Annotated in this window: 17 protein-coding genes; 9 read left to right on the plus strand and 8 right to left on the minus strand. The window is 66.7% G+C overall.

The features are described from left to right. The first annotated feature begins 7 nt into the window (after positions 1-7). Complete coding sequence (locus EV672_RS06910) at positions 8-3,685, plus strand: PAS domain S-box protein (RefSeq protein ID WP_133607643.1); 3,678 nt, start codon at positions 8-10, stop codon at positions 3,683-3,685. Next, positions 3,682-4,779 (plus strand): ferrochelatase, encoded by a 1,098-nt coding sequence (gene hemH / locus EV672_RS06915; RefSeq protein WP_133607645.1) that lies wholly within the window; start codon positions 3,682-3,684, stop codon positions 4,777-4,779. The genes EV672_RS06910 and hemH overlap by 4 nt, the downstream gene beginning before the upstream one ends. Positions 4,780-4,812: 33 nt before the next feature. Here hemH and EV672_RS06920 read toward each other — a convergent pair whose 3' ends face one another. The 5 genes from EV672_RS06920 to EV672_RS06940 form a co-directional block, all read right to left on the minus strand. After that, positions 4,813-6,336: a DNA recombination protein RmuC gene (locus EV672_RS06920; RefSeq protein ID WP_133607647.1), complete on the minus strand. Its 1,524-nt coding sequence runs from the start codon at positions 6,334-6,336 to the stop codon at positions 4,813-4,815. Between the two features lie 82 nt (positions 6,337-6,418). After that, positions 6,419-7,051, minus strand: a complete 633-nt coding sequence (locus EV672_RS06925) for a CoA transferase subunit B (protein WP_133607649.1) — start codon at positions 7,049-7,051, stop codon at positions 6,419-6,421. A 3-nt stretch (positions 7,052-7,054) separates the two neighbouring features. Continuing rightward, positions 7,055-7,765 (minus strand): CoA transferase subunit A, encoded by a 711-nt coding sequence (locus tag EV672_RS06930; RefSeq protein WP_133607651.1) that lies wholly within the window; start codon positions 7,763-7,765, stop codon positions 7,055-7,057. Between the two features lie 180 nt (positions 7,766-7,945). Next, positions 7,946-8,416 carry an acyl-CoA thioesterase gene (locus EV672_RS06935; RefSeq protein ID WP_133607653.1) on the minus strand — a complete coding sequence of 157 codons (471 nt, stop codon included), beginning with the start codon at positions 8,414-8,416 and terminating at the stop codon, positions 7,946-7,948. Positions 8,417-8,429: 13 nt separating this feature from the next. Continuing rightward, positions 8,430-9,215: an SDR family oxidoreductase gene (locus tag EV672_RS06940; RefSeq protein WP_133607655.1), complete on the minus strand. Its 786-nt coding sequence runs from the start codon at positions 9,213-9,215 to the stop codon at positions 8,430-8,432. 200 nt (positions 9,216-9,415) lie between these two features. Here EV672_RS06940 and EV672_RS06945 point away from each other — a divergent pair, with 200 nt between their 5' ends. Further along, positions 9,416-11,101, plus strand: coding sequence for an electron transfer flavoprotein-ubiquinone oxidoreductase (locus EV672_RS06945; RefSeq protein ID WP_133607657.1), 1,686 nt, complete (start codon positions 9,416-9,418; stop codon positions 11,099-11,101). An 88-nt stretch (positions 11,102-11,189) separates the two neighbouring features. Here the strand turns inward: EV672_RS06945 and EV672_RS06950 are convergent, their stop codons facing one another. Continuing rightward, complete coding sequence (locus EV672_RS06950; RefSeq protein ID WP_243738569.1) at positions 11,190-14,063, minus strand: C1 family peptidase; 2,874 nt, start codon at positions 14,061-14,063, stop codon at positions 11,190-11,192. A gap of 122 nt (positions 14,064-14,185) precedes the next feature. Further along, positions 14,186-14,788, minus strand: a complete 603-nt coding sequence (gene tadA, locus EV672_RS06955; protein WP_133607661.1) for a tRNA adenosine(34) deaminase TadA — start codon at positions 14,786-14,788, stop codon at positions 14,186-14,188. A gap of 101 nt (positions 14,789-14,889) precedes the next feature. On the opposite strand from tadA, the gene EV672_RS06960 reads away from it, so the two are divergent. The 6 genes from EV672_RS06960 (at position 14,890) to EV672_RS19225 (ending at position 18,372) form a co-directional block, all read left to right on the plus strand. Continuing rightward, positions 14,890-15,348: a ribonuclease HI family protein gene (locus EV672_RS06960; RefSeq protein WP_133607663.1), complete on the plus strand. Its 459-nt coding sequence runs from the start codon at positions 14,890-14,892 to the stop codon at positions 15,346-15,348. Positions 15,349-15,487: 139 nt separating this feature from the next. Continuing rightward, entirely contained in the window at positions 15,488-15,793 is a 306-nt protein-coding gene (locus EV672_RS06965) for a BufA1 family periplasmic bufferin-type metallophore (RefSeq protein ID WP_133608192.1), read from the plus strand. A 7-nt stretch (positions 15,794-15,800) separates the two neighbouring features. Continuing rightward, positions 15,801-16,658 carry an MNIO family bufferin maturase gene (gene bufB / locus EV672_RS06970; protein WP_133607665.1) on the plus strand — a complete coding sequence of 286 codons (858 nt, stop codon included), beginning with the start codon at positions 15,801-15,803 and terminating at the stop codon, positions 16,656-16,658. Beyond that, positions 16,655-17,437 carry an HvfC/BufC N-terminal domain-containing protein gene (locus tag EV672_RS06975; protein ID WP_133607667.1) on the plus strand — a complete coding sequence of 261 codons (783 nt, stop codon included), beginning with the start codon at positions 16,655-16,657 and terminating at the stop codon, positions 17,435-17,437. The genes bufB and EV672_RS06975 overlap by 4 nt, the downstream gene beginning before the upstream one ends. Beyond that, positions 17,434-17,967, plus strand: coding sequence for a DoxX family protein (locus EV672_RS06980; RefSeq protein WP_133607669.1), 534 nt, complete (start codon positions 17,434-17,436; stop codon positions 17,965-17,967). Before EV672_RS06975 ends, EV672_RS06980 begins: the two co-directional genes overlap by 4 nt. Before the next feature lie 270 nt (positions 17,968-18,237). Further along, positions 18,238-18,372: a hypothetical protein gene (locus EV672_RS19225; RefSeq protein ID WP_279536174.1), complete on the plus strand. Its 135-nt coding sequence runs from the start codon at positions 18,238-18,240 to the stop codon at positions 18,370-18,372. A gap of 92 nt (positions 18,373-18,464) precedes the next feature. On the opposite strand, the gene guaA is transcribed toward EV672_RS19225, so the two are convergent. Then, the gene (gene guaA, locus EV672_RS06985) at positions 18,465-20,075 is read right to left on the minus strand and encodes a glutamine-hydrolyzing GMP synthase (protein ID WP_133607671.1); all 1,611 of its coding nucleotides are present in this window, start codon (positions 20,073-20,075) and stop codon (positions 18,465-18,467) included. Positions 20,076-20,095 lie beyond the last annotated feature (20 nt).

The raw sequence follows: 20,095 nt of genomic DNA on the forward strand, positions 1-20,095 counted from the left end.
TTTCTGCATGACCTTCAGCGCAGTCCACCCGGATGAAGCGGAGCGCCTGGCGCTGCTCCACAGCACCCATTTGCTCCAAGCCCAGGGCTCAGAGAGCGCCCAAGCCTTCCAGGCCCTGGCCAGGATGCTGTCCCGGCTCCTGCAGGTGCCCACCACCGCGATCAACCTGATCGACAGCCACCGCGTGCAAGCGCTGGCGCGCACTGGCCTGAACCTGCCGCCCCTGGCACGCAGTGACGCCCCCTGCACCCACCTGCTGCAAACGCCACAGCCTGTGTGCGTGCGTGACCTGCGCGACGACAGCCGCTTCCAGCACCTCGCCGCCAACACCGCCTTGCAAGGCATGGTGGCTTATGCTGGCGTGCCCTTGTGGGTCGATGGCCAGGTGCTGGGCACCGTCTGCGCCTTCGATGCCCAAGCCCGTGACTGGAGCGACGAAGCGCTGGCGCATTTGCAGGATGTGGCCACGGCGGCCTCCGCGATGCTGCTTGGGGCCGTGACCGCCCACCGCGCACAACACGCCGAAGAGCGCGTGCGCACCGCCAGCCTGGCGGGCAGCGACTGGCTGTGGGAGACCGATGTCAACGGTCAGCTGACCTGGGTGTCTGCCGGGCTGCTGCAACACACGGGCCTGGAGCCGGAGACCGAAATCGGCATGAAGGTCACCAGCGTCATCTCGCCACGCGACGATGACACACGCGCCAGCTGGGACAGCTACCAGCAAGCCCGCGCCCGACACGCGCCTTTTCAGGACCTGATCGCCGACCGCAACACCCCGCGCGGCCGCATCACCGTGAGCATCAGCGGCACGCCCATCCTCGATGCGCAAGGCGAGTGCCAGGGCTACCGTGGGGCCAGCCGCGACATCACGCGCCAGCTGAGCGCCGAGCAGGCCGCACGACGCGCCGACCAGCTGCTGCGCAAGGCCATCGAGACCTTCCACATGAGCGTGGTCATCACCGACCGCGAGGGCATGATCGTGCTGGCCAACCGCCACTGGCGGCAGTCCATGGGCGCGGCATACGAGCCTGGCCAGAAGCACTGGCCCAGCATCCTGCGGCAGCTGACCCTCAGCGGCGACTACCCCGAAGCCGTGGGCCGCGAAGAGGAATTCCTCCACTGGCGCCTCGGCCTGCACCACCAGGACCGCGCGCACGAAATTCGTTTCCGCGACCGCTGGCTGCTGGTGCGGGACGAGACCCTGGACGACGGCAGCACGGTGCACTTCGCGATGGACGTCACGCAGACCCGCGAGAACGCCGAATTGCTCACCACCCAGCGACAGGCCTTGCACGACAGCGAAGCGCGCCTGAGCGCCGTGTTGCGCGCCCTGCCCGACCTGTGGTTCGTCATCGATGCCGACGACCGCTACGTGGACGGTCACATGGACCACCCGCAGCTGCTCGGCGAGATGCCGAAGATGATCGGCCAGCTCATGGGCGCTCATCTGCCGGATGACATCGGCCAACGCCAGCGCGATGCCGTGGCCCTGGCACGCGCCAGCGGCCAGCCGCGGACGCTGAACTACGATCTGCGTGGTCACGACCAGGTGCTGAGGCACTTCGAAGCTCGGATCACGCCCATGCCGGCCGGCCAGCTGCTCTACCTGACGGCGGACATCACCGAGCGCAAGAACGCCGCAGAGAAGCTGCGCGTCAGCGAGGAGCTCTACCGCTCGGTGGCCGCCACCATCAGCGACGGCCTGATCATCATCGACCTCGATGGCCGTGTGGTGGCGCTGAACCCAGCGGCCTGCCGCATCCTCGGTTTGCCCGCGGGGTTGCCGTCCCTGAACGAAGCGGTGGGCAGCGCCTTTGACCTGCTCGAAGACGACCTCGTCACGCCCCTGCCCCGCGAGCGCTGGCCCTTGAGCGAAACGATGCGCACAGGCCTGCGGGTGACCGACCGTGTGGTGCCGGCCCGCCGGGCCGACCACGAAATCGTCTGGCTGCAGATGTCGGCCAACCTCATCCGCGTGGACCGAGACACCCCGCCTTTCGCGGCCATGGCGACCTTCCGCGACATCACCCGCGAGCGCCTGACCGTGCAGGACCTGGCCCTCAGCGAAGAACGCTGGAAATTCGCCCTGGAAGGCGCCGGCGATGGCGTGTGGGACTGGGACATGCCCAGCGGCTGCATGTACTACTCGACCCGCTGGAAACAGATGCTGGGCTACGAGGACCACGAAATCACCGACACGCCCGAAGAGTATTTCCTGCGCGTGCACCCCGAGGACCGCGATGCCGTGGCCCACAGCACCATGCGCTTCGTCACCGAGAGCGTCGGTGTTCAGCAAGTGGAGTTCCGCCTGCGCCACCGCCAGGGCCACTACCTGCACATCCTCTCGCGCGGCAAGGTGGTGAGCCATTCGCGCGACGGCAAGCCGCTGCGGGTGGTGGGCACGCACTCCGACATCTCTGTGCTCAAGCAGGCCGAACAGGCCGAGCGCCAGCGCGAGTTCGCCGAGGCGGCCAGCGCGGCCAAGAGCGAGTTCCTCTCGCGCATGAGCCACGAAATCCGCACGCCGCTCAACGCCATCACGGGCTTTGCGCAGCTCATGCGCCTGCAGATGGGGCAAGGCAGTGGCGACAACCCGCTGCGCAACTACATCGAGCAGATCCTGCATGCGGGCCGCCACCTCTCGGGCCTGGTCAACGACGTGCTGGACCTGCAGCAGGTCGAGGCTGGCATCGTCAAGCTCAAACCCGAGCCCATCACGCTGGCAGACGAGCTGGTGCAGTGCCTGTCCATGCTGCTGCCCATGGCCGAGCAGCGCGAGATTTCCATGAGCTCCTACATCGAGCCCGATGCGACCGTACTGGCCGACCGCCAGCGCCTGCGCCAGGTGCTGATGAACATCGGCTCCAACGCCATCAAGTACAACCGCGATGGCGGCTCGGTCGTGGTGCGGGCGGAGCGACAGGCCGACGACACCGTGCTGCTCAGCCTGCAGGACACGGGCACAGGCATGACGGCCGCGCAACTGGCCAGGCTCTACCAGCCCTTCGAGCGCCTCGGGCGGGAAACCTCGAGCGTGGCAGGCACAGGGCTGGGCCTTATCATCACCCGATCGCTCGTGGAATCCATGGGAGGCCACATGGACATCGTCAGTCAACCCGGGGCCGGGACCCGGGTCAGCGTCACCTTGCCGGGTGCCCACACCGTGGGGCCGCAGGACGAGGTGGCCGAGCTACGCGAAACACCGGCTGCAGTCACCCCGGAAGACGGCAGCCCCGACTGGATGACTGTGCCTGCCACCCCGATGTCGGCCTCTGCCGATCTGCCTGCCTTGCGTGTGCTCTACGTCGAAGACAACCGCATCAACGCCCTGCTCTTTGCCGAAGCCCTGCGGCCTTACGCCGAGATCGCGCTCGACATCGCCGAAGACGGTGACATCGCCATGAGCATGGCGCGCGAGAACCCGCCGCACGTGCTCGTGCTGGACGCCCACCTGCCCGGCATGTCGGGCTTCGAGGTGCTGGAGGCCATGCGACAGCTGCCACCCCTGGCCGATGCCCCAGCCTTCATGTGCTCGGCCGATGCCATGCCCGAAGACCTGGCCCGCGCCAAGCAGGCAGGCTTCACCGGTTACTGGACCAAGCCCATCGACATCGTGGCAGTGACGACAGAGTTGTGTCGCCTGGCGCAAACACTGCCCCGGGTGGCCCACAATGCCACGCCATGAGCGTCGCCAAAGAACCACCCTTCCAGCACGGCCAGGTGCCCCGCACCGGCATCCTCCTCGTCAACCTCGGCACCCCTGAAGCCGCCACGGCCCCCGCGCTGCGCCGCTACCTGGGGCAGTTCCTGTGGGACCCGCGCGTGGTCGAGATCCCGCGCGCGGTGTGGTGGCCCATCCTGCACGGCATCATCCTGCGCGTGCGCCCGGCCAAGTCGGCCGCGAAGTACGCGAGCATCTGGACGCCGCAGGGCTCGCCGCTGCGCGTCTGGACAGAAAAGCTCACCACCTTGCTGCAAGGCTTCATGGGCGAGCAAGGCCACCAGGTCCGCGTGCGCCACGCCATGCGCTATGGCCAGCCGAGCGTGTCGTCAGAACTCGACGCATTCAAGGCCGAGGGCGTGACCCGCGTGCTGGTGGTGCCGCTGTACCCGCAGTACTCCGGCGCGACCACGGCCAGCGTGATGGACGAAGTCTTTGACTGGGGCCGCAACACCCGCCTGCTGCCCGAACTGCGCCACATCAACCATTTTCACGACGACCCCGGCTACATCGCCGCCCTGGCCGCCAGCGTGCGCGAGCACTGGGCGCGCGAAGGCCGCCCCGACAAGCTGGTGATGAGCTTCCACGGCATGCCGCACCGCACCTTGCTGCTGGGCGACCCCTACCACTGCGAATGCCTGAAAACAGGCCGTCTGCTGGCCGAAGCCCTGGCGCTGACGAAAGACCAGTACGTGGTGACCTTCCAGAGCCGCTTCGGCAAAGCCAAGTGGCTGGAGCCCTACACCGAACCCACGCTGCGCGCGCTGGGCAAGGCTGGCACCAAGCGCGTGGACGTCGTCTGCCCCGCCTTTGTGGCCGATTGCATCGAGACACTGGAAGAAATCGCCATGGAGGGCAAGGAGGCCTTCCTCGAAAGCGGCGGCCAAGCTTTCCATTACATACCCTGCCTGAACGACCGCCTGGACTGGGTGCGCGCCTTCAGCCAGATCGTCACGCAGCACCTGCAAGGCTGGCCCACGCTGGCCGAGCAGCAGCCCTCGGCAGAAGAACTGCGCGCGCGCCAGCAACGCGCCAAAGAGCTCGGCGCGAAGGCTTGAGCCTCCTCGTCGCCCGGACGGTCGCCAGGGCGCTCAGACCAGCGGATCGGCGTCGGCCTCGTCAAGGGCCGATTCTTGGCCAGGCAGCAAAGCCTGCGCCTGTTTGTCCGGCAGGGCCACCACATCCCGCAGCGCCTTGGTCATGACGCGGGCACGCCGGTCGGCGTCGTCCATGACCCGGCTGGCCTCGTCGAGCTTCTTGCGCGTCTTGGCCAGCACGTCACCGAACTTGGCGAACTCGGTCTTGACGGCACCCAGCACCTGCCAGACCTCGGTGGAGCGCTTCTCCAGGGCCAGTGTGCGAAAGCCCATCTGCAGGCTGTTGAGCGTGGCCAGCAAGGTGGTGGGCCCGGCCAGCACCACGCGGTGCTCGCGCTGCAACGCTTCCATCAGGCCGGGGCGGCGCAAGAGCTCGGCGTACAGGCCCTCCGTGGGCAAAAACAGGATGGCGAAATCGGTGGTGTGTGGCGGCGCCAGGTACTTGGTGGCGATGGTCTTGGCCTCGGCGCGGATGCGCAACTCCAACGCCTTGCCCGCGGCTTCGGCCTCGACGCGGTCTGCGCGGTCTTGGGCGTCCAGCAGGCGCTCGTAGTCCTCGCGGGGGAACTTGGCGTCCATCGGCAGCCAGACGGGTTCGCCCGAATCCTGGCGCCCCGGCAGCTTGATGGCGAACTCGACGCGCTCGTTGCTGCCGGGCACGGTGGCCACGTTCACCGCGTACTGCTCGATGGTGAAGACCTGCTCCAGCAGCCCCGCCAGCTGCACCTCGCCAAACACGCCGCGCGACTTCACATTGGTCAGCACGCGTTTGAGGTCACCCACGCCTTGCGCCAAGCCCTGCATCTCGCCCAGGCCCTTGTGGACCTGCTCCAGGCGGTCGGCCACTTGCTTGAAGCTCTCGCCCAGGCGGGCTTCCAGCGTGGCGTGCAGCTTCTCATCGACGGTCTGGCGCATCTGCTCCAGCTTCTTCTCGTTGTCGGCCTGCAGGGCCTGCAGGCGCGTCTCGACCGTGGTGCGGACCTCGCCCAAGCGGCGGTCGTTGGACTCGGACAGCGCGCGCAGCTGCTCACCCATGGCGTCCGACAGGCGCTTGAGCGAAGCCTCCTGCGCCTCGGTGAAGCGCGCCAGGGCCAGGGCTTGGGCCTCGCGCTGCGCCGAAGCCTGCAAGCCGGCCTGGTGGCTGCTGTCGCGCAACGCATCGGCCAGGGCCTGCTGCATGGCGGCCAGCTGCACGCGGAAGCTGTCGAGCTGTTCGTTTTGCGTGCGCGTGGCATCGCCCTGCTGGCCCAGCACCGTCTGCTGGAACAGGCCAATCGCCTGCCCCAGGGACTGCGTCAGCTCCTGGCGCGTGCCGCTGGCACTGCGCTGCAGCTCTTCGCGCACCTCGCGCAGGTCGCGCTCGGTCTGGGCTTGCCGAGCATCGGCATGCGACTGGAGCTCTTGCGACAAAAGCGCCAGGGCCTGATCGGGTGAGGAGACCGGCCGCTTCAGCAGCCACACCAAAAGAAGCAGGTTGATGACCAGCAAGGCCACCACGACGAGGAGGGTCAAGTTCATGCGCTCGATTCTCTCAGACGTGAAAAAGCCGCCTGAGCGGCGGCTTGGGTGGATGGGGCGGCTTGGGTGAGATGCGCTGTGGTCAGGCGAACTCGACGTGCGCGCCCGTCTTGGTGCGCACCTCGTCCTGGGTCACACCGGGTGCGATCTCGACGCACTTGAAGCCCGCGGGCGTCACGTCCAGCACGCACAGCTCGGTGATGACGCGGTCCACCACGCCCAGCCCCGTCAAAGGCAGCGTGCAGGCCTGCAGCAACTTGTGCTCGCCGTTCTTGGCCGCGTGCTCCATGAGCACGACCACGCGCTTGACGCCGGCCACCAGGTCCATGGCGCCGCCCATGCCCTTGACCATCTTGCCCGGAATCATCCAGTTGGCCAGGTCACCGTGCTCGGACACCTGCATGGCGCCCAGGATGGACAGGTTGATCTTGCCGCCGCGGATCATGGCAAAGCTGTCGTGGCTGCCGAAGATGGACGAGCCCGGCAGCACCGTCACGGTCTGCTTGCCCGCGTTGATCAGGTCGGCATCGACTTCGTTCTCGTTGGGGAAAGGGCCGATGCCCAGCATGCCGTTCTCGGACTGCAGCCAGACATCGATGTCCGGGCTGACGTGGTTGGCCACCAAAGTGGGCAGGCCGATGCCGAGGTTCACATAGAAGCCGTCCTGCAGCTCCTGAGCGGCGCGCGCCGCCATTTCATCGTGGGTCCAGGGCATGGGTCAGGCTCCCTTCGGATTCTGTTGGGTGGTGCGCTTCTCGATGCGCTTCTCGGGCGTGGCGTTCAGCACGATGCGATGCACGTAGATGCCGGGCAGGTGCACGGCGTCCGGGTCCAGGCTGCCGGTCTCGACGACCTCCTCGACCTCGACCACCGTGAGCTTGCCGGCCATGGCCGCGGCCGGGTTGAAGTTGCGCGCGGTGCGACGGAACACCAGGTTGCCGCTCTTGTCGGCCTTCCAAGCCTTGACCAGGGCCACGTCGGGCACCAGGGCGCGCTCCATCACATAGACCTCACCGTCGAACTCGCGGGTTTCCTTGCCCTCGGCCACGATGGTGCCCACGCCCGTCTTGGTGAAGAAGGCCGGGATGCCCGCGCCACCGGCACGCAGCTTCTCGGCCAGCGTGCCTTGCGGCGTGAACTCCAGCTGCAACTCGCCGGCCAGGTACTGGCGCTCGAACTCCTTGTTCTCGCCCACGTAGCTGGAGATCATCTTCGTGATCTGGCGGGTGTTGAGCAGCTTGCCCAGGCCGAAGCCATCGACACCGGCGTTGTTGGAGATCACCGTGAGGTCCCGGACCCCGCTGGCCTGCAGCGCGTCGATCAGCGCCTCAGGGATCCCACACAGGCCGAAGCCGCCCACGGCGAGCAATTGCCCGTCCTTCACAATCCCTGCCAACGCGCTGGCGGCGTCGGGATAGACCTTGTTCATCCAATCACTCCTTGGCTCAGGGGAATCTCGATGGAAGCCTCACGCGTGTTGCAGTGCAGCGTGACACAGCGTACACCCAGCCCTCGTGGAAAATCCAGAGGACACGGCTCGCCAGGGCGAAAAAAAACGCGCCCGTGGCGACAGGCGCGTGCGGTGTTGCGAGGCCGCCAAACCCTTGGCTCACCTGCTCGGCAAGGCGGGTGGCACCTCGCCACCGGGCAGCGCAGGCGTGGGTGCCTTGAGCGCGCGGAAAGCCTCGGGCAAAGGCGTGGGCCGACCGGTGCCGTGGTTGACCCAGACCAGCGTGGCGCCGCCCGCGGCATGGGGCGCGCCGGGCTCGTCGCTGCGCTCCACCGTCACGAAGGTGTCGATGCTGGTGCGGCCGGGGTCGGCCACGTACAACTTGATCGTCACCGTGCCGGGGAACACCACCGGGCGGTAGAAGTTGAAGAAGGCGTTGGCGATGACCGGGCCCTCGCCCTCACCGCCCACCGAGCCGCTGATGGCCTGGATCCAGCTCACGCGGGCCTGCTCCATGTAGCGGAAATAGACGGTGTTGTTGACGTGGCCCAGGGCGTCCATGTCGCCCCAGAGGATGGGCAACTCCAGCTGGTGGACCAGGATCTTGTGTTCGGGAATCTCAAGGCGCATGGTGTCTTCCAGTTCAGCTTGCGGCCATGCCATCGTCGGCCGAGATGACCGCACCGTTGATGAAGTCGCTCTGCGCCGAGCACAGCATCACCACCAGGGCGTCCAGGTCCTTGGGGCTTCCCACGCGCTTGCGCGGCAGCATGTTGACCAGCTTCTGGCCCGATTCGGTGGACCAGTGGTGGTGGTTGATTTCCGTGTCGATGTAGCCCGGGCACACCGCGTTGGTGGTGATGCCAAAGCGCCCCCACTCGGCAGCCATGACCTTGGTCATGTGGATGACGGCGGCCTTGCTCATGCAATAGACGCCGATTTGAGGCAGCGTGCGCAGACCCGCGGCCGAGGCGATGTTGACGATGCGCCCGCCCGTGTAGGTTCCCGGCGCCGAGCCCTTGGCCCGTGCCAGCATGCGCTTGGCGACTTCCTGGGCGACGAAGAACGAACCGCGCGTGTTGGTGTCGAAAACGAAGTCGTAGCTGTCTTCGGTGACATCGACCAGGCGCTCGGTGGTGCTCACACCCGAATTGTTGATCAGGATGTCGATGGGGCCGACCTCGGTCTCGGCATGGGCCACGGCCGAGCGGATGCTGGCCACGTCGGTCACGTCCACGCCCACCACGTGCGCATCCCCGCCTTCGGCTTCGATTTCTGCGCGCAAGGTTTTGAGCAACTCGACGCGGCGACCGGCCAGCACGACGGCCGCACCGGCCTGCGCCAGCGTCAGCGCGAACTGCTTGCCCAGGCCGCTGGAAGCGCCGGTGATCAGGGCCACGCGGCCGGAAAGGTCCAGGGTGTAACTCATGCGGGGTGCTCCTCAAACAGGCCACAAACCATAGCATGACGGCAGGGGCCGACCGGCCACAGCCATCGCCCCACCCATGCGGGGGAGATTTTCGAACGATCGTGCTTTTTTGTGCAGAATAGCGAACGTGTCTGCAATTAGAATCGCGGGCTTGATCCAAGAACAACCCGGCCTGTTTTGTCCGAACAGAAGGAAGCACGATGACGCCCCAGGAAATCCTTGAGCAGTTTGGTCCCCGAGAATCGATGGAGTACGACGTCGTCATCGTCGGTGCGGGCCCCGCTGGTTTGTCCACCGCCATCCGCCTCAAGCAACTGGCCGAAAAGGCTGGCAAGGAAGTCAACGTCGTCGTGCTGGAAAAGGGCTCCGAGCCTGGCGCGCACATCTTGTCGGGCGCCGTGATGGACCCGATCTCGATGAACGAGCTGTTCCCGAACTGGAAGGAACTCGGCGCACCGCTGAACCAGCCCGTCACCGCCGACGAAGTGCTGGTGCTGAGCGAGACCGGCGCCACCGCCACGCCGCAAGCCCTGATCCCCAACAACTTCCACAACCACGGCAACTACGTCATCAGCCTGGGCAACGTCACCCGCTGGCTGGGCCAGCAGGCCGAGGCGCTGGGCGTCGAGATCTTCCCTGGCTTCGCGGCCGCCGAGGTGCTCTACAACGACGATGGCTCCGTCAAGGGCGTGGCCACCGGCAACATGGGCATCGACAAATCGGGCGAGCCCACCGGTGACTTCCAGCTGGGCATGGAGCTGCTGGGCAAGTACACCATCTTCGCCGAAGGCGCGCGCGGCCACCTGGGCAAGCAGCTGATCGCCAAGTTCAAGCTCGACGAGGGCAAGGACCCGCAAAGCTACGCCATCGGCATCAAGGAACTGTGGGAAATCGACCCCGCCAAGGCCAAGCCCGGCCTGGTGGTGCACACCGCCGGCTGGCCCATGGACACCGCCACCTACGGCGGCGGCTTCCTCTACCACCTCGAAGACAACAAGGTGACGCTGGGCTTCGTGACCGGCCTGGACTACCAGAACCCCTGGCTGAGCCCCTTCGAAGAAATGCAGCGCTGGAAGACCCACCCCAGCATCAAGCAGTACCTGGAAGGCGCCAAGCGCCTGAGCTACGGTGCCCGCGCCATCACGGCCGGTGGCATCCTGTCGTTGCCCAAGTTCGTGTTCCCCGGTGGTGCGCTGGTCGGCTGTGACGCCGGCTTCCTCAACGCCGCTCGCATCAAAGGCTCGCACGCCGCCATGAAGACCGGCATGCTGTGCGCCGAGGCCATCTTCGAGGCCCTGGGCGCCGACCGCCAGCACGACGAGCTGAGCGCCTACCCCGCGTCCTTCGAGAAGAGCTGGCTCAAGGAAGAGCTGGACTCGTCCAAGAACTTCAAGCAGTGGTTCAAGAAGGGCATGTACGTGGGCATGCTGATGACCGGCATCGAGCAGTGGCTGCTGCCCCGCCTGGGCATGAAGGTCGCGCCCTGGACCATCCACCGCACGGAAGCCGATCACACCCGCCTGCTGCCCGCCGCACAGTGCGCCAAGATCGACTACCCGAAGCCGGACGGCAAGATCACCTTCGACCGCCTGAGCTCGGTGTTCGTCTCGAACACCAACCACACCGAGCACCAGCCGGCCCACCTGACGCTGAAGAACGCGTCGGTGCCCGTGCAGGTCAACCTGGCCAAGTTCGCCGGCCCCGAGTCGCGCTACTGCCCGGCCGGTGTGTACGAGTTCGTCAAGACCGACGACAACCAGGACAAGCTGGTGATCAACGCGCAGAACTGCGTGCACTGCAAGACCTGCGACATCAAGGACCCGACCCAGAACATCGTCTGGATCACGCCCGAAGGCGGCGGTGGCCCGAACTACGCCGGCATGTGACCAGGCTGGGGGCGCTGCAACAGCCGTCCCTCTCGTCAACGCCAAAAGGAGCCCCGAGGGGCTCCTTTTTTCATGCCATCGGCAGAACTCAGAACCCCCGGAGGTCGGTCACGGGCTCCAGCAGATCGCCGCCCCGGATGAGTTGGAGGGTGGCGGTCAGGACATCGATGTCGTTGTCGAAACTGCCGTGGGCCGCCGGGATGGTGGCGTCCAGGGCGGTGCGCACCTTGTCGTTCTGGATGACGGTCAAGCGCTTGTCGAGCTTGGCCTCGGCGGCAGCGCGCCGCCAAGCCCTCAGGGTCTCGCCCGTGGACGAAGCCCCATCCCAGGCGCGAGCGCTCTCGCGTTCGTCGAAAACCTTGTGCAAACCCAGGATGGGCGTGCGGGGGTCGGGCTCCAGGGCGTTGGACACCAGGTACAGCAGCGACTTGCGGTACATCTGCGCGGTGTTGTCGTCGAGCTCCAGCTTGTCGCTCAGCAGGGCGATGTGCGTGCGCGGCAGCACGCCCGCGGCGGCGTAGTGCTCGTTGGCGAACTGCACCGTGCAAGCGGGCGCGTAGAGGTGCACGCCAGGCACCCAGTCCAGCACGGGTTTGTTGCCATCGGCCTGGGTGCGCTGCAAGCGGCCAATGAGGTGGCCCAGCCAGATGCTGCCCGCCGAGTGGCCGACCAGGTGGATCTCCAGCTGATCGCCCCACAGGCGGATGAGGTCGCTCAGGGCGCGCACCAACAGGTCACCCGCACGGCTGGGGCCATGCGCCAGTTCGGCGTTCTCCTTCATCTCTGACCAGATGGGCTTGGCCAGCTTGCGCCCGACGGTGGATTCGATGAGCGCGTCGCTGCGCTCGGTCAACCAGTCGCCCAAGCCCGTGGCTGCGGGCTGCTTGCGCCGCCAGTCGGAGAAGATGTCGCCCATGCTTTCCAGCAAGCCCGTCTTCCAGACAACGAACAAGGGATAGCAGCCGTTGGCGTCAAAGGTGCGCCCCAGCGCCTGGGCACGCTTGAGGCCCGCGTCTTCGCTGTTGAGCCCGCCGTGCACGTACAGCAGCAAGCGCTTTTTCTCATCGGCCGGGCGGCTGCGGAACCAGCGATCGGGCAGCACGGTCACCTGATGCGACAGGGTGCGGGTGCGTTCGTCTTCCGTGAGGTAGCTGTGCACACGCCCATCGTTGCCCAGGATGACGCTGTGCTCGCGGGCCTGAGCCTCGGACCACCAACGCCCCTTGCTGCCAGCCTTGGCACGTGCAGCAGCGACGGTGCTGCTGGCCCGGCCGGACAGGATGCCAGGCACGCCCATGGCCACCACCCAAGCGTCCATGGCATGGGCCAACCAGTCTTCGTAGGTGATGACGGCAAAGCCGTGCGCACCCCAGTCTGGCCCCCAGGAGTTCTGCAGGATGAAGCCCTGGGTGTTGAAGCCCACCAGGGCATAGGCATGGCCGGCTTCCTGGCGAACCGTGCCATCGAAATCAATGACGGGCAGGTCCGCGTGGCCGCCGGGCAGTTTGCGCACCTGCGGCACGCCATCCCAGCCCGGGTGAACGTAACTGGACACATAGACCGCCCCGACCGCCTGGATCGCTGCCTGCAAATCGGTGATGGCCTGGGGCTTGATGCGGTAGTACACCCCGAGGGTGTGCGCCCGCGCCCGTTCTGCGTAGCCAAAGCGTGGCTGCCGGCGGGTGTCGCTGCTGTAAGGCCAGTCCTCCTCCAGGCAGACGCCATGGGAGAACCATCCCTTGATGGCACCCCGGCAACTGGATCCCTCGTAGTTCTCGCCACCGTACTCGTCGTGACGCCGGGCCATGTTGTAAAGCATGCGAGGGCTGACCGACGGGATCACGGCAGGCATGCCCTGCTGCACCCAACGCAGGTGGTTCACCACGCCGGCCAAACCAAAGCCTGTGCACGCGCCTTCCTGCCCCTGGTCCAGGATGAGGCCTGCCTTGGCGTAGTTGGGCAACCACTGGCGCAGGTGCTCGGTGAGCGGCCATTCAGGGTGCAGGCTCACAGGGGGTGGCAGGTACTCGCGGTCGCGCAAATCAGGGGCATCCTTGCGCGTGTTGAGCACGCGGGGAGTCACCGGCTTGGCCGTTGCGGCCGTCCTGGTCTTGGCTTTGCGCAGCTTGCCTTGCTTCGTGGTGGCCAGCTTGGGCTGCGCAGCAGGCCAGACGGCATCGGCCAAGGCGAACACGCTGCTGAAGCGGTCGAAGCCGTGGGCGCCACCGTTGACGACTTTGCGCGCAGCACGCAGGTCCTGAGCGTCCAGCGCCGTCTCCAGACGGGCCAGGTGGTCATGCAGGAACGCGGCCAGCAGGGCAGCCGCCACCTCGGGTGCATTGGCCAGGTCCGGCTGGGCCACCAGGTCGATGCCGAGTGCATCCCGGTAGGTTTCGTAGTTGGCGCGCCCGGTCAGTTGCACGAAGCCACGTCCACGGAAACGCGCGCCCTCCCCCTTGCCATTGCCCAGCTTGCCGTCGTAGAGCGCAAAAGGCGCGCCGCCCGGTGCGGTGTTGTACTTGGACGGGTACTCCGAAATCGGCACGAAGCCTTCGGTTTCGGCTCGGATGGTGCCCAGCGCGGTCAGCAGCAGTTCGCGGCGGCGCAAGCCAAAAGCCTGCAGCGATGCGACCACGTACTGCAGGTAGCGCGAAATGTTGACGGGCTTGGTGTCCGGGAACAGGGGCTGGACGTTGGTCGAGTTCAAGGACATGTCCAGTGCAGGCCAATCGACCAAGCCCAAAGCCAGCAGGTTGCAGGGTCCCACGATGCCATCGGCCATGAGGCCCGAGCCAGACTGCCACTGTCGCAAGGCCGCGTCCATGGGCGCATCGAAGGTGTCGCCGCCCGTGGCCAGGCCCGGGTAGAGCGCCGCCAAAGGGCCCAGTTCGTTGACCAGGGCCTTGCGGATGCGGCGCACCATGTCGCCCTTGCTGCCTTGCAGGAAAAGAAGTGCGTTCACGTGGCCTCCCTTGGTGATGCGTGATGCAAGCACCATGTTGGAAGGCTTTTCATCCGGCGGCAAGGGGCGCAGGGCAAGCCCCCCACGTTCAAAGCGCCGTCAGTGGCTGGGCAACGACAGGATCAGGACGACTGCAGGGGCTCATCCCCGTCAATCACCAGGGGCAGCGGCATCGGCTCGTGCTGAGGGTCTGGCTCGATCACCTCCAGCCCGTGCAAGGCCTGGCGCGACATGGCCGCCTGCCGGGCATCGCGCTGCGCCTTGATTTGCGCACGGCGCTCGGCGAAGAACTGCTTGAGCAAGGCGCTGGCAGGCTCGGCCAGCACGCCACCGACGATCTGTGTGTGGTGGTTGAGTTGCCGGTTGGCGAACAGGTCCATGACCGATCCGGCCACGCCCGTTTTGGGGTCGGTCGCGGCAAACACGACCCGCTTGAAGCGCGCGTGCATCAAGGCCATCGCGCACATGGCGCAGGGCTCCAGCGTCACGTAGAGCTCGCACTCGGGCAGGCGGTAGTTGGCCTGCAGCAAGGCCGCATGGCGCAATGCCACGATCTCGGCGTGCGCGGTGGGGTCGTGCGTGGTGATGGGCCGGTTGTAGCCGGTGGCGATCACCTGCCCCGCCCGCACGATGACGGCACCCACCGGCACCTCGCCCGCCAACCAGGCGTTGTGGGCCTGGTCGAGCGCGATGCGCATGGCGTGTTCGTCGAACGACTCGGTCATGGGGCTCACAGATGGGAAAGCAGGTGGGAAGGCTGGGGCAGCAAGCGCCTTATTATCTTTGGGTATCCACGTTCAGGCGCAGCCTTCCCTCGCCCATCTCCATGTCCGATGTGTCTCTCTGGCAACTGGCTTGCGATGGCAGCGCCGTGCCCAACCCGGGGCGCCAGGGCCTGGCGGCGGTGCTGCGTTCGCCCAGCGGAGAGCGCCACGCGCAGGCCCTGGCCTGGCCCAGCAGCGGCTGCAACAACGAGGCGGAACTGCGCGCCTTGATGCTCGGCCTGGCGATGGCGCAAGCGCATGGCGCGCGGCAGTTGCAGATCCAGACCGATAGCAGCGTGCTGGTGGACCAGCTGGCCGATGGCCGCATTCCCACCATCCAGCGCCTGCTGCCCTTGCTGCAGGAGGCGCTGAACGCACTGGCTGGCTTCGACCAAATCCAGTGGCTGTGGGTGCCCCGGCACCGCAATGCCGAGGCCGATGCGCTCGCCCGCGGGGTGCATGGCCTGGGGCCCAAGCCAGGCCGAGCGGTGGGTTCGAAAAAAAAGCGCCGGAAACTGTAAACACCCGCGGGTCTCGCACGACGAAGCTGCAGCGACATCCAGCAAGAAGGCTGAGGTGTCGCACTCCTCCAGCCCCGGTGGCGTCAGCGCGCCGGGTGCACCACAACTGCACCACAGCTTCACCACGAGAGAAAACGCCATGACCCGCACCCACACCCCCTTGTCCACCCTGGCCCTGACGATCGCGCTTGGCACCGCCTTCGCGACCTTGCCGGCCGCAGCCGCAGAGGCCAGCGCCAAAGAGAAGTGCTACGGCGTGGCCCTCAAGGGCAAGAACGACTGCGCGGCCGGCCCCGGCACCAGCTGCGCTGGCACCTCCAAAACCGACCACCAGAGCGATGCCTGGAAGTTCGTGCCCAAGGGCACCTGCGAGAAGTTGGCCTCCAAGACGTCGCCCAGCGGCTTCGGGCAACTGGCCGAGTTCAAGGCTGGCAAGAAGTCCTGAGCCAGCCATGGCAACCTCCACGCGCCCTGCGCCCCTGCCAGCGCGTGCGGGGCTGGGGCTCAAACCTCAGCATTTCAAGGACGTGCTGGCGCAATGCCCCGACATCGGCTTCTTCGAGGTGCATGCCGAAAACCACATGGTTGACGGCGGGCCCTTGCCGCACTTCCTGGCACGCATCCGCGAGCGCTACCCGCTGTCGCTGCACGGCGTGGGATTGTCGATGGGCGGCGAAGCCCCGCTGGACGAAGCCCACCTGCAGCGCCTCAGCGATCTGATCGAACGCTGCGAGCCCGCGGTGTTCTCAGAGCACCTGGCCTGGTCCAGCCATGGCGGGCACAGCCTCAACGACTTGCTGCCACTGCCTTATGACGGTGACACGCTGCACCGCGTCTGCCGCCACATCGACCAGGTCCAGTCCCGCCTGCGGCGCCAGATCCTGCTGGAGAACCCGGCCACGTACCTGGCCTTTGCATCGTCCACCTTCAGCGAAACCGACTTCCTCGGCGAGGTGGTGCGACGCACCGGGTGCGGCCTGCTGCTGGACCTCAACAACGTCCACGTGTCCTGCACCAACCATGGGCTGGATGCAGACGCCTACATCGACGCCCTGCCGCTCCATGCGGTGGGCGAGGTGCACCTGGCCGGCCATGCCATGGACGAGGACGCCGCCGGCGCACCTTTGCTGATCGACCACCACGGCAGCCCGGTGGACGAGTTTGTGTGGCGCCTGCACGAGCGCCTCATTGCGCGCCTGGGGCCTCTGCCCACCCTGCTGGAGCGCGACAACGACGTGCCCAGCCTGGCCGCCCTGTTGACCGAAGCCAGCCGGGCCGAGCGCACCTTGGCGCGCTGGAGTGCCGCATGAACCAGGCCTCTTTCGCCGCCGCCTTGCTGGACCCCGACCTGCCCTGCCCCGCAGGCCTCACGGTCTGGAATGGGTCGGACCCGACGCGCCGCCTGGCGGTGCACCGCAACAACGTCGTGGTGTCGCTGGTCGATGCCCTGGCCGACACCTTCCCTGTCACGCAACAACTGGTGGGCGAAGACTTCTTCCGCGCGATGGCACGCGCTTTCGTGCTGCAGTCGCCGCCCACATCGCCCGTCATGGTGTTCTATGGCGAAGCTCTGCCGGATTTCATTGCCGACTTCGGGCCGGCACAGGCACTCCCCTGCCTGGCCGACATGGCCCGGCTGGAAATGGCCAGGGTGCGGGCCTGCCACGCGGCCGACGCGCCCCTGTTGACCCAGGCTGGCATCGACATGGCCCTGTCCCACGCTGGTCGCGTGGACGAACTGCGGCTGGTGTGCCACCCCTCTGTCGCACTGTGCCAATCGCGGCACGCCGTGGTGTCGCTGTGGGCAGCCCACCAGGACGAGGCCCAGCTCGACCAGCTGGCCTCGCTGGACCTGGCGCAGCCCGAATCGGCGCTGGTCCTGCGCCAGGCGCTCGACGTGGTGGTGGTGCCCGTGCCTCATGGCGCCGCCCAGTTCACACAGGCCCTGCTGGCGCATCAGGGCCTGGCGCAGGCCGCAGCACACGCAGTGGCGGCCGACGCGCACTTCAACCTCACCGAGACCTTGCGCCTGTTGCTGGCGCAGGGCGCGATCACATCCATCTTCCAGCCCCCAGGGGACGCACCATGAACACGCCATCGATGAAACACACCTCGCAAGCCGCCCCACTGGCTTGGCCCGTCCGCACGACCCAGGCCCTCATCGGCGCGTGCGAACGCTTTCCGCACAGCCTGCTGGCCTTGCTCGCACGCTTCTCGATCGCGGCGGTGTTCTGGAGCTCAGGCCAGACCAAGGTCGAGGGCTTCGTGCTGAACATCGTCAGCGGCGAGTTCGTGTTGGGCTGGCCGAGGCTGTCGGACGGCGCGCTGGCGCTGTTCCAGGAAGAGTACCGATTGCCCTTCCTGCCCCCGGAGATCGCCGCACCGATGGCCGCAACGGCCGAGCACCTGTTGCCGATGCTCATCCTGATCGGCCTGGGCACGCGCTTTTCGGCCTTGGGGCTGCTGGGCATGACGGCGGTGATCCAGCTTTTCGTGTATCCCGGCGCCTACGCAACCCACGGCACCTGGGCGGCGGTGTTGCTGGGCCTGATCGTGCGAGGCCCAGGCGTGCTGTCCCTGGACCACCTGCTGGCGCGCCACTTCCAGCGGCCGGTCTGAGGTAAATTGCAGCCATGTCCCGCGTGTTCGCCATCGCCATTGCCCTGCTGCTTGTCTTGCACACGGCATGGGCGGCTGCGCGACCGGTCCACACTTGCTGTGAAGGCGCGAGTTGCCCAGACATCGCCATGTGCCTGGGCACAGGCTGCCATCCCGGTGACAGTCAGGCCGTTCTGGTTGACGGTGGCGTGCTTCCTGCCCATGCGCCCGCCACCCATGCGGCACGCCTTGTGATCTCGCCTGCCTGAACCCTTCCATTGGAGAAACCCCATGACATCCAGATTCACCAAGATCACCGTGGCCCTCGCCCTGTTCAGCGCATCCGCTGCGGCATGGGCGTCCAACGTGTGCTGCGGCGACATCGCCTGCTGCCTCCAGCAGATGATGGATTGCTGCCTGCACTGACCTCGGCTTGCGTGCGAACGGCCCATTGAAGGGCCGCAGCGTGGCGGGGCGGCTCCTCAAGGGGCCGCCCCTTTTTCATGGGCTGGCCGGCCTCACTCCCACTCGATGGTCGCAGGCGGCTTGGAGCTCACGTCATAGGCCACGCGGTTGATGCCACGGACCTCGTTGATGATGCGGCTAGACACTTTTTTCAGCAGGCTGTAGGGCAGCTCGGCCGAGTCGGCTGTCATGAAGTCGCTTGTTTCGACGGCGCGCAGCGACACCACGTACTCGTAGGTGCGGCCGTCGCCCATCACGCCCACGCTCTTGACCGGCAGGAACACCGTGAAAGCCTGCGACGTCAGGTCGTACCAGCTCTTGCCCGTGGCCGGGTCGATGGTTTTGCGCAGTTCTTCGATGAAGATGGCGTCGGCGCGTTGCAGCAGCGACACGTACTCCGGCTTGACCTCGCCCAGCACGCGCACGCCCAGGCCCGGACCCGGGAAGGGGTGGCGATAGACCATGTCGGCAGGCAGGCCCAGCGCCACGCCCAGCTCGCGGACCTCGTCCTTGAACAGCTCGCGCAGGGGCTCCAGCAGCTTCAGTCCCAGCGTCTCGGGCAGGCCACCGACGTTGTGGTGGCTCTTGATGGTCGCCTTCTTGCCCTTGGTGCCGCCGCTCTCGACCACGTCGGGGTAGATGGTGCCTTGGGCCAGCCACTTAGCGCCCTTGTTGCTGCCTTGGGATGTGTTTTGGCCCTTGAGCTTCTGGGCCTCGGCCTGGAAGACCTCGACGAACTCGCGCCCGATGATCTTGCGCTTCTGCTCGGGGTCGGTCACGCCTTGGAGGTGGCCCATGAACTGGTCTTGCGCCTGCACGTGCACGACCTTGGCGTGCAAGCGGCCAGCGAACATGTCCATCACCATCTGGCCTTCGTTGAGGCGCAGCAGGCCGTGGTCCACGAACACGCAGGTCAGCTGGTCGCCGATGGCGCGGTGGATCAGGGCCGCAGCCACCGAAGAATCGACACCACCCGACAGGCCGAGGATGACCTCCTCGTCGCCCACCTGCTCGCGGATCCTGGCCACGGCCTCGGCGATGTAGTCACCCATGATCCAGTCGCCGGCGCAGCCGCTGATGTCGCGCACGAAACGCATCAGCATGGCGTGGCCCTGCACGGTGTGCGTCACTTCCGGGTGGAACTGCACGGCGTAGTAGTGCTTTTCTTCGTTGGCCATACCGGCGATGGGGCAGCTGGGTGTGGAGGCCATCAGCTTGAAGCCCTCGGGCAACTTCGTGACCTTGTCGCCATGGCTCATCCAGACCTTGAGCATGCCGTGGCCTTCGGGCGTGGTGAAGTCGGCGATGCCGTCCAGCAGCTTCGTGTGGCCGTGGGCGCGCACCTCGGCGTAGCCGAACTCGCGGTGGTCAGACCAGCTCACCTCGCCGCCGAGCTGCACGGCCATGGTCTGCATGCCGTAGCAGATGCCAAGCACGGGCACGCCCAGATCCCACACGGCCTGCGGCGCGCGCAGCTGGTGGTCTTCGTAGGTGGAGGCGTGGCTGCCCGACAGGATGATGCCCTTGGGCGCGAACGACTGGATGAAGTCGTCGGAGACGTCGTTGGGGTGGATCTCGCAATAGACATGGGCCTCACGCACGCGACGGGCGATCAGCTGGGTGACCTGGGAGCCGAAATCGAGGATGAGGATCTTGTCGTGCATGGGGGTGTCTCGAAGGAAGT

Origin of the sequence: Aquabacterium commune, from assembly GCF_004362855.1 — a bacterium.
Taxonomy (GTDB): Bacteria; Pseudomonadota; Gammaproteobacteria; order Burkholderiales; family Burkholderiaceae_C; genus Aquabacterium; species Aquabacterium commune.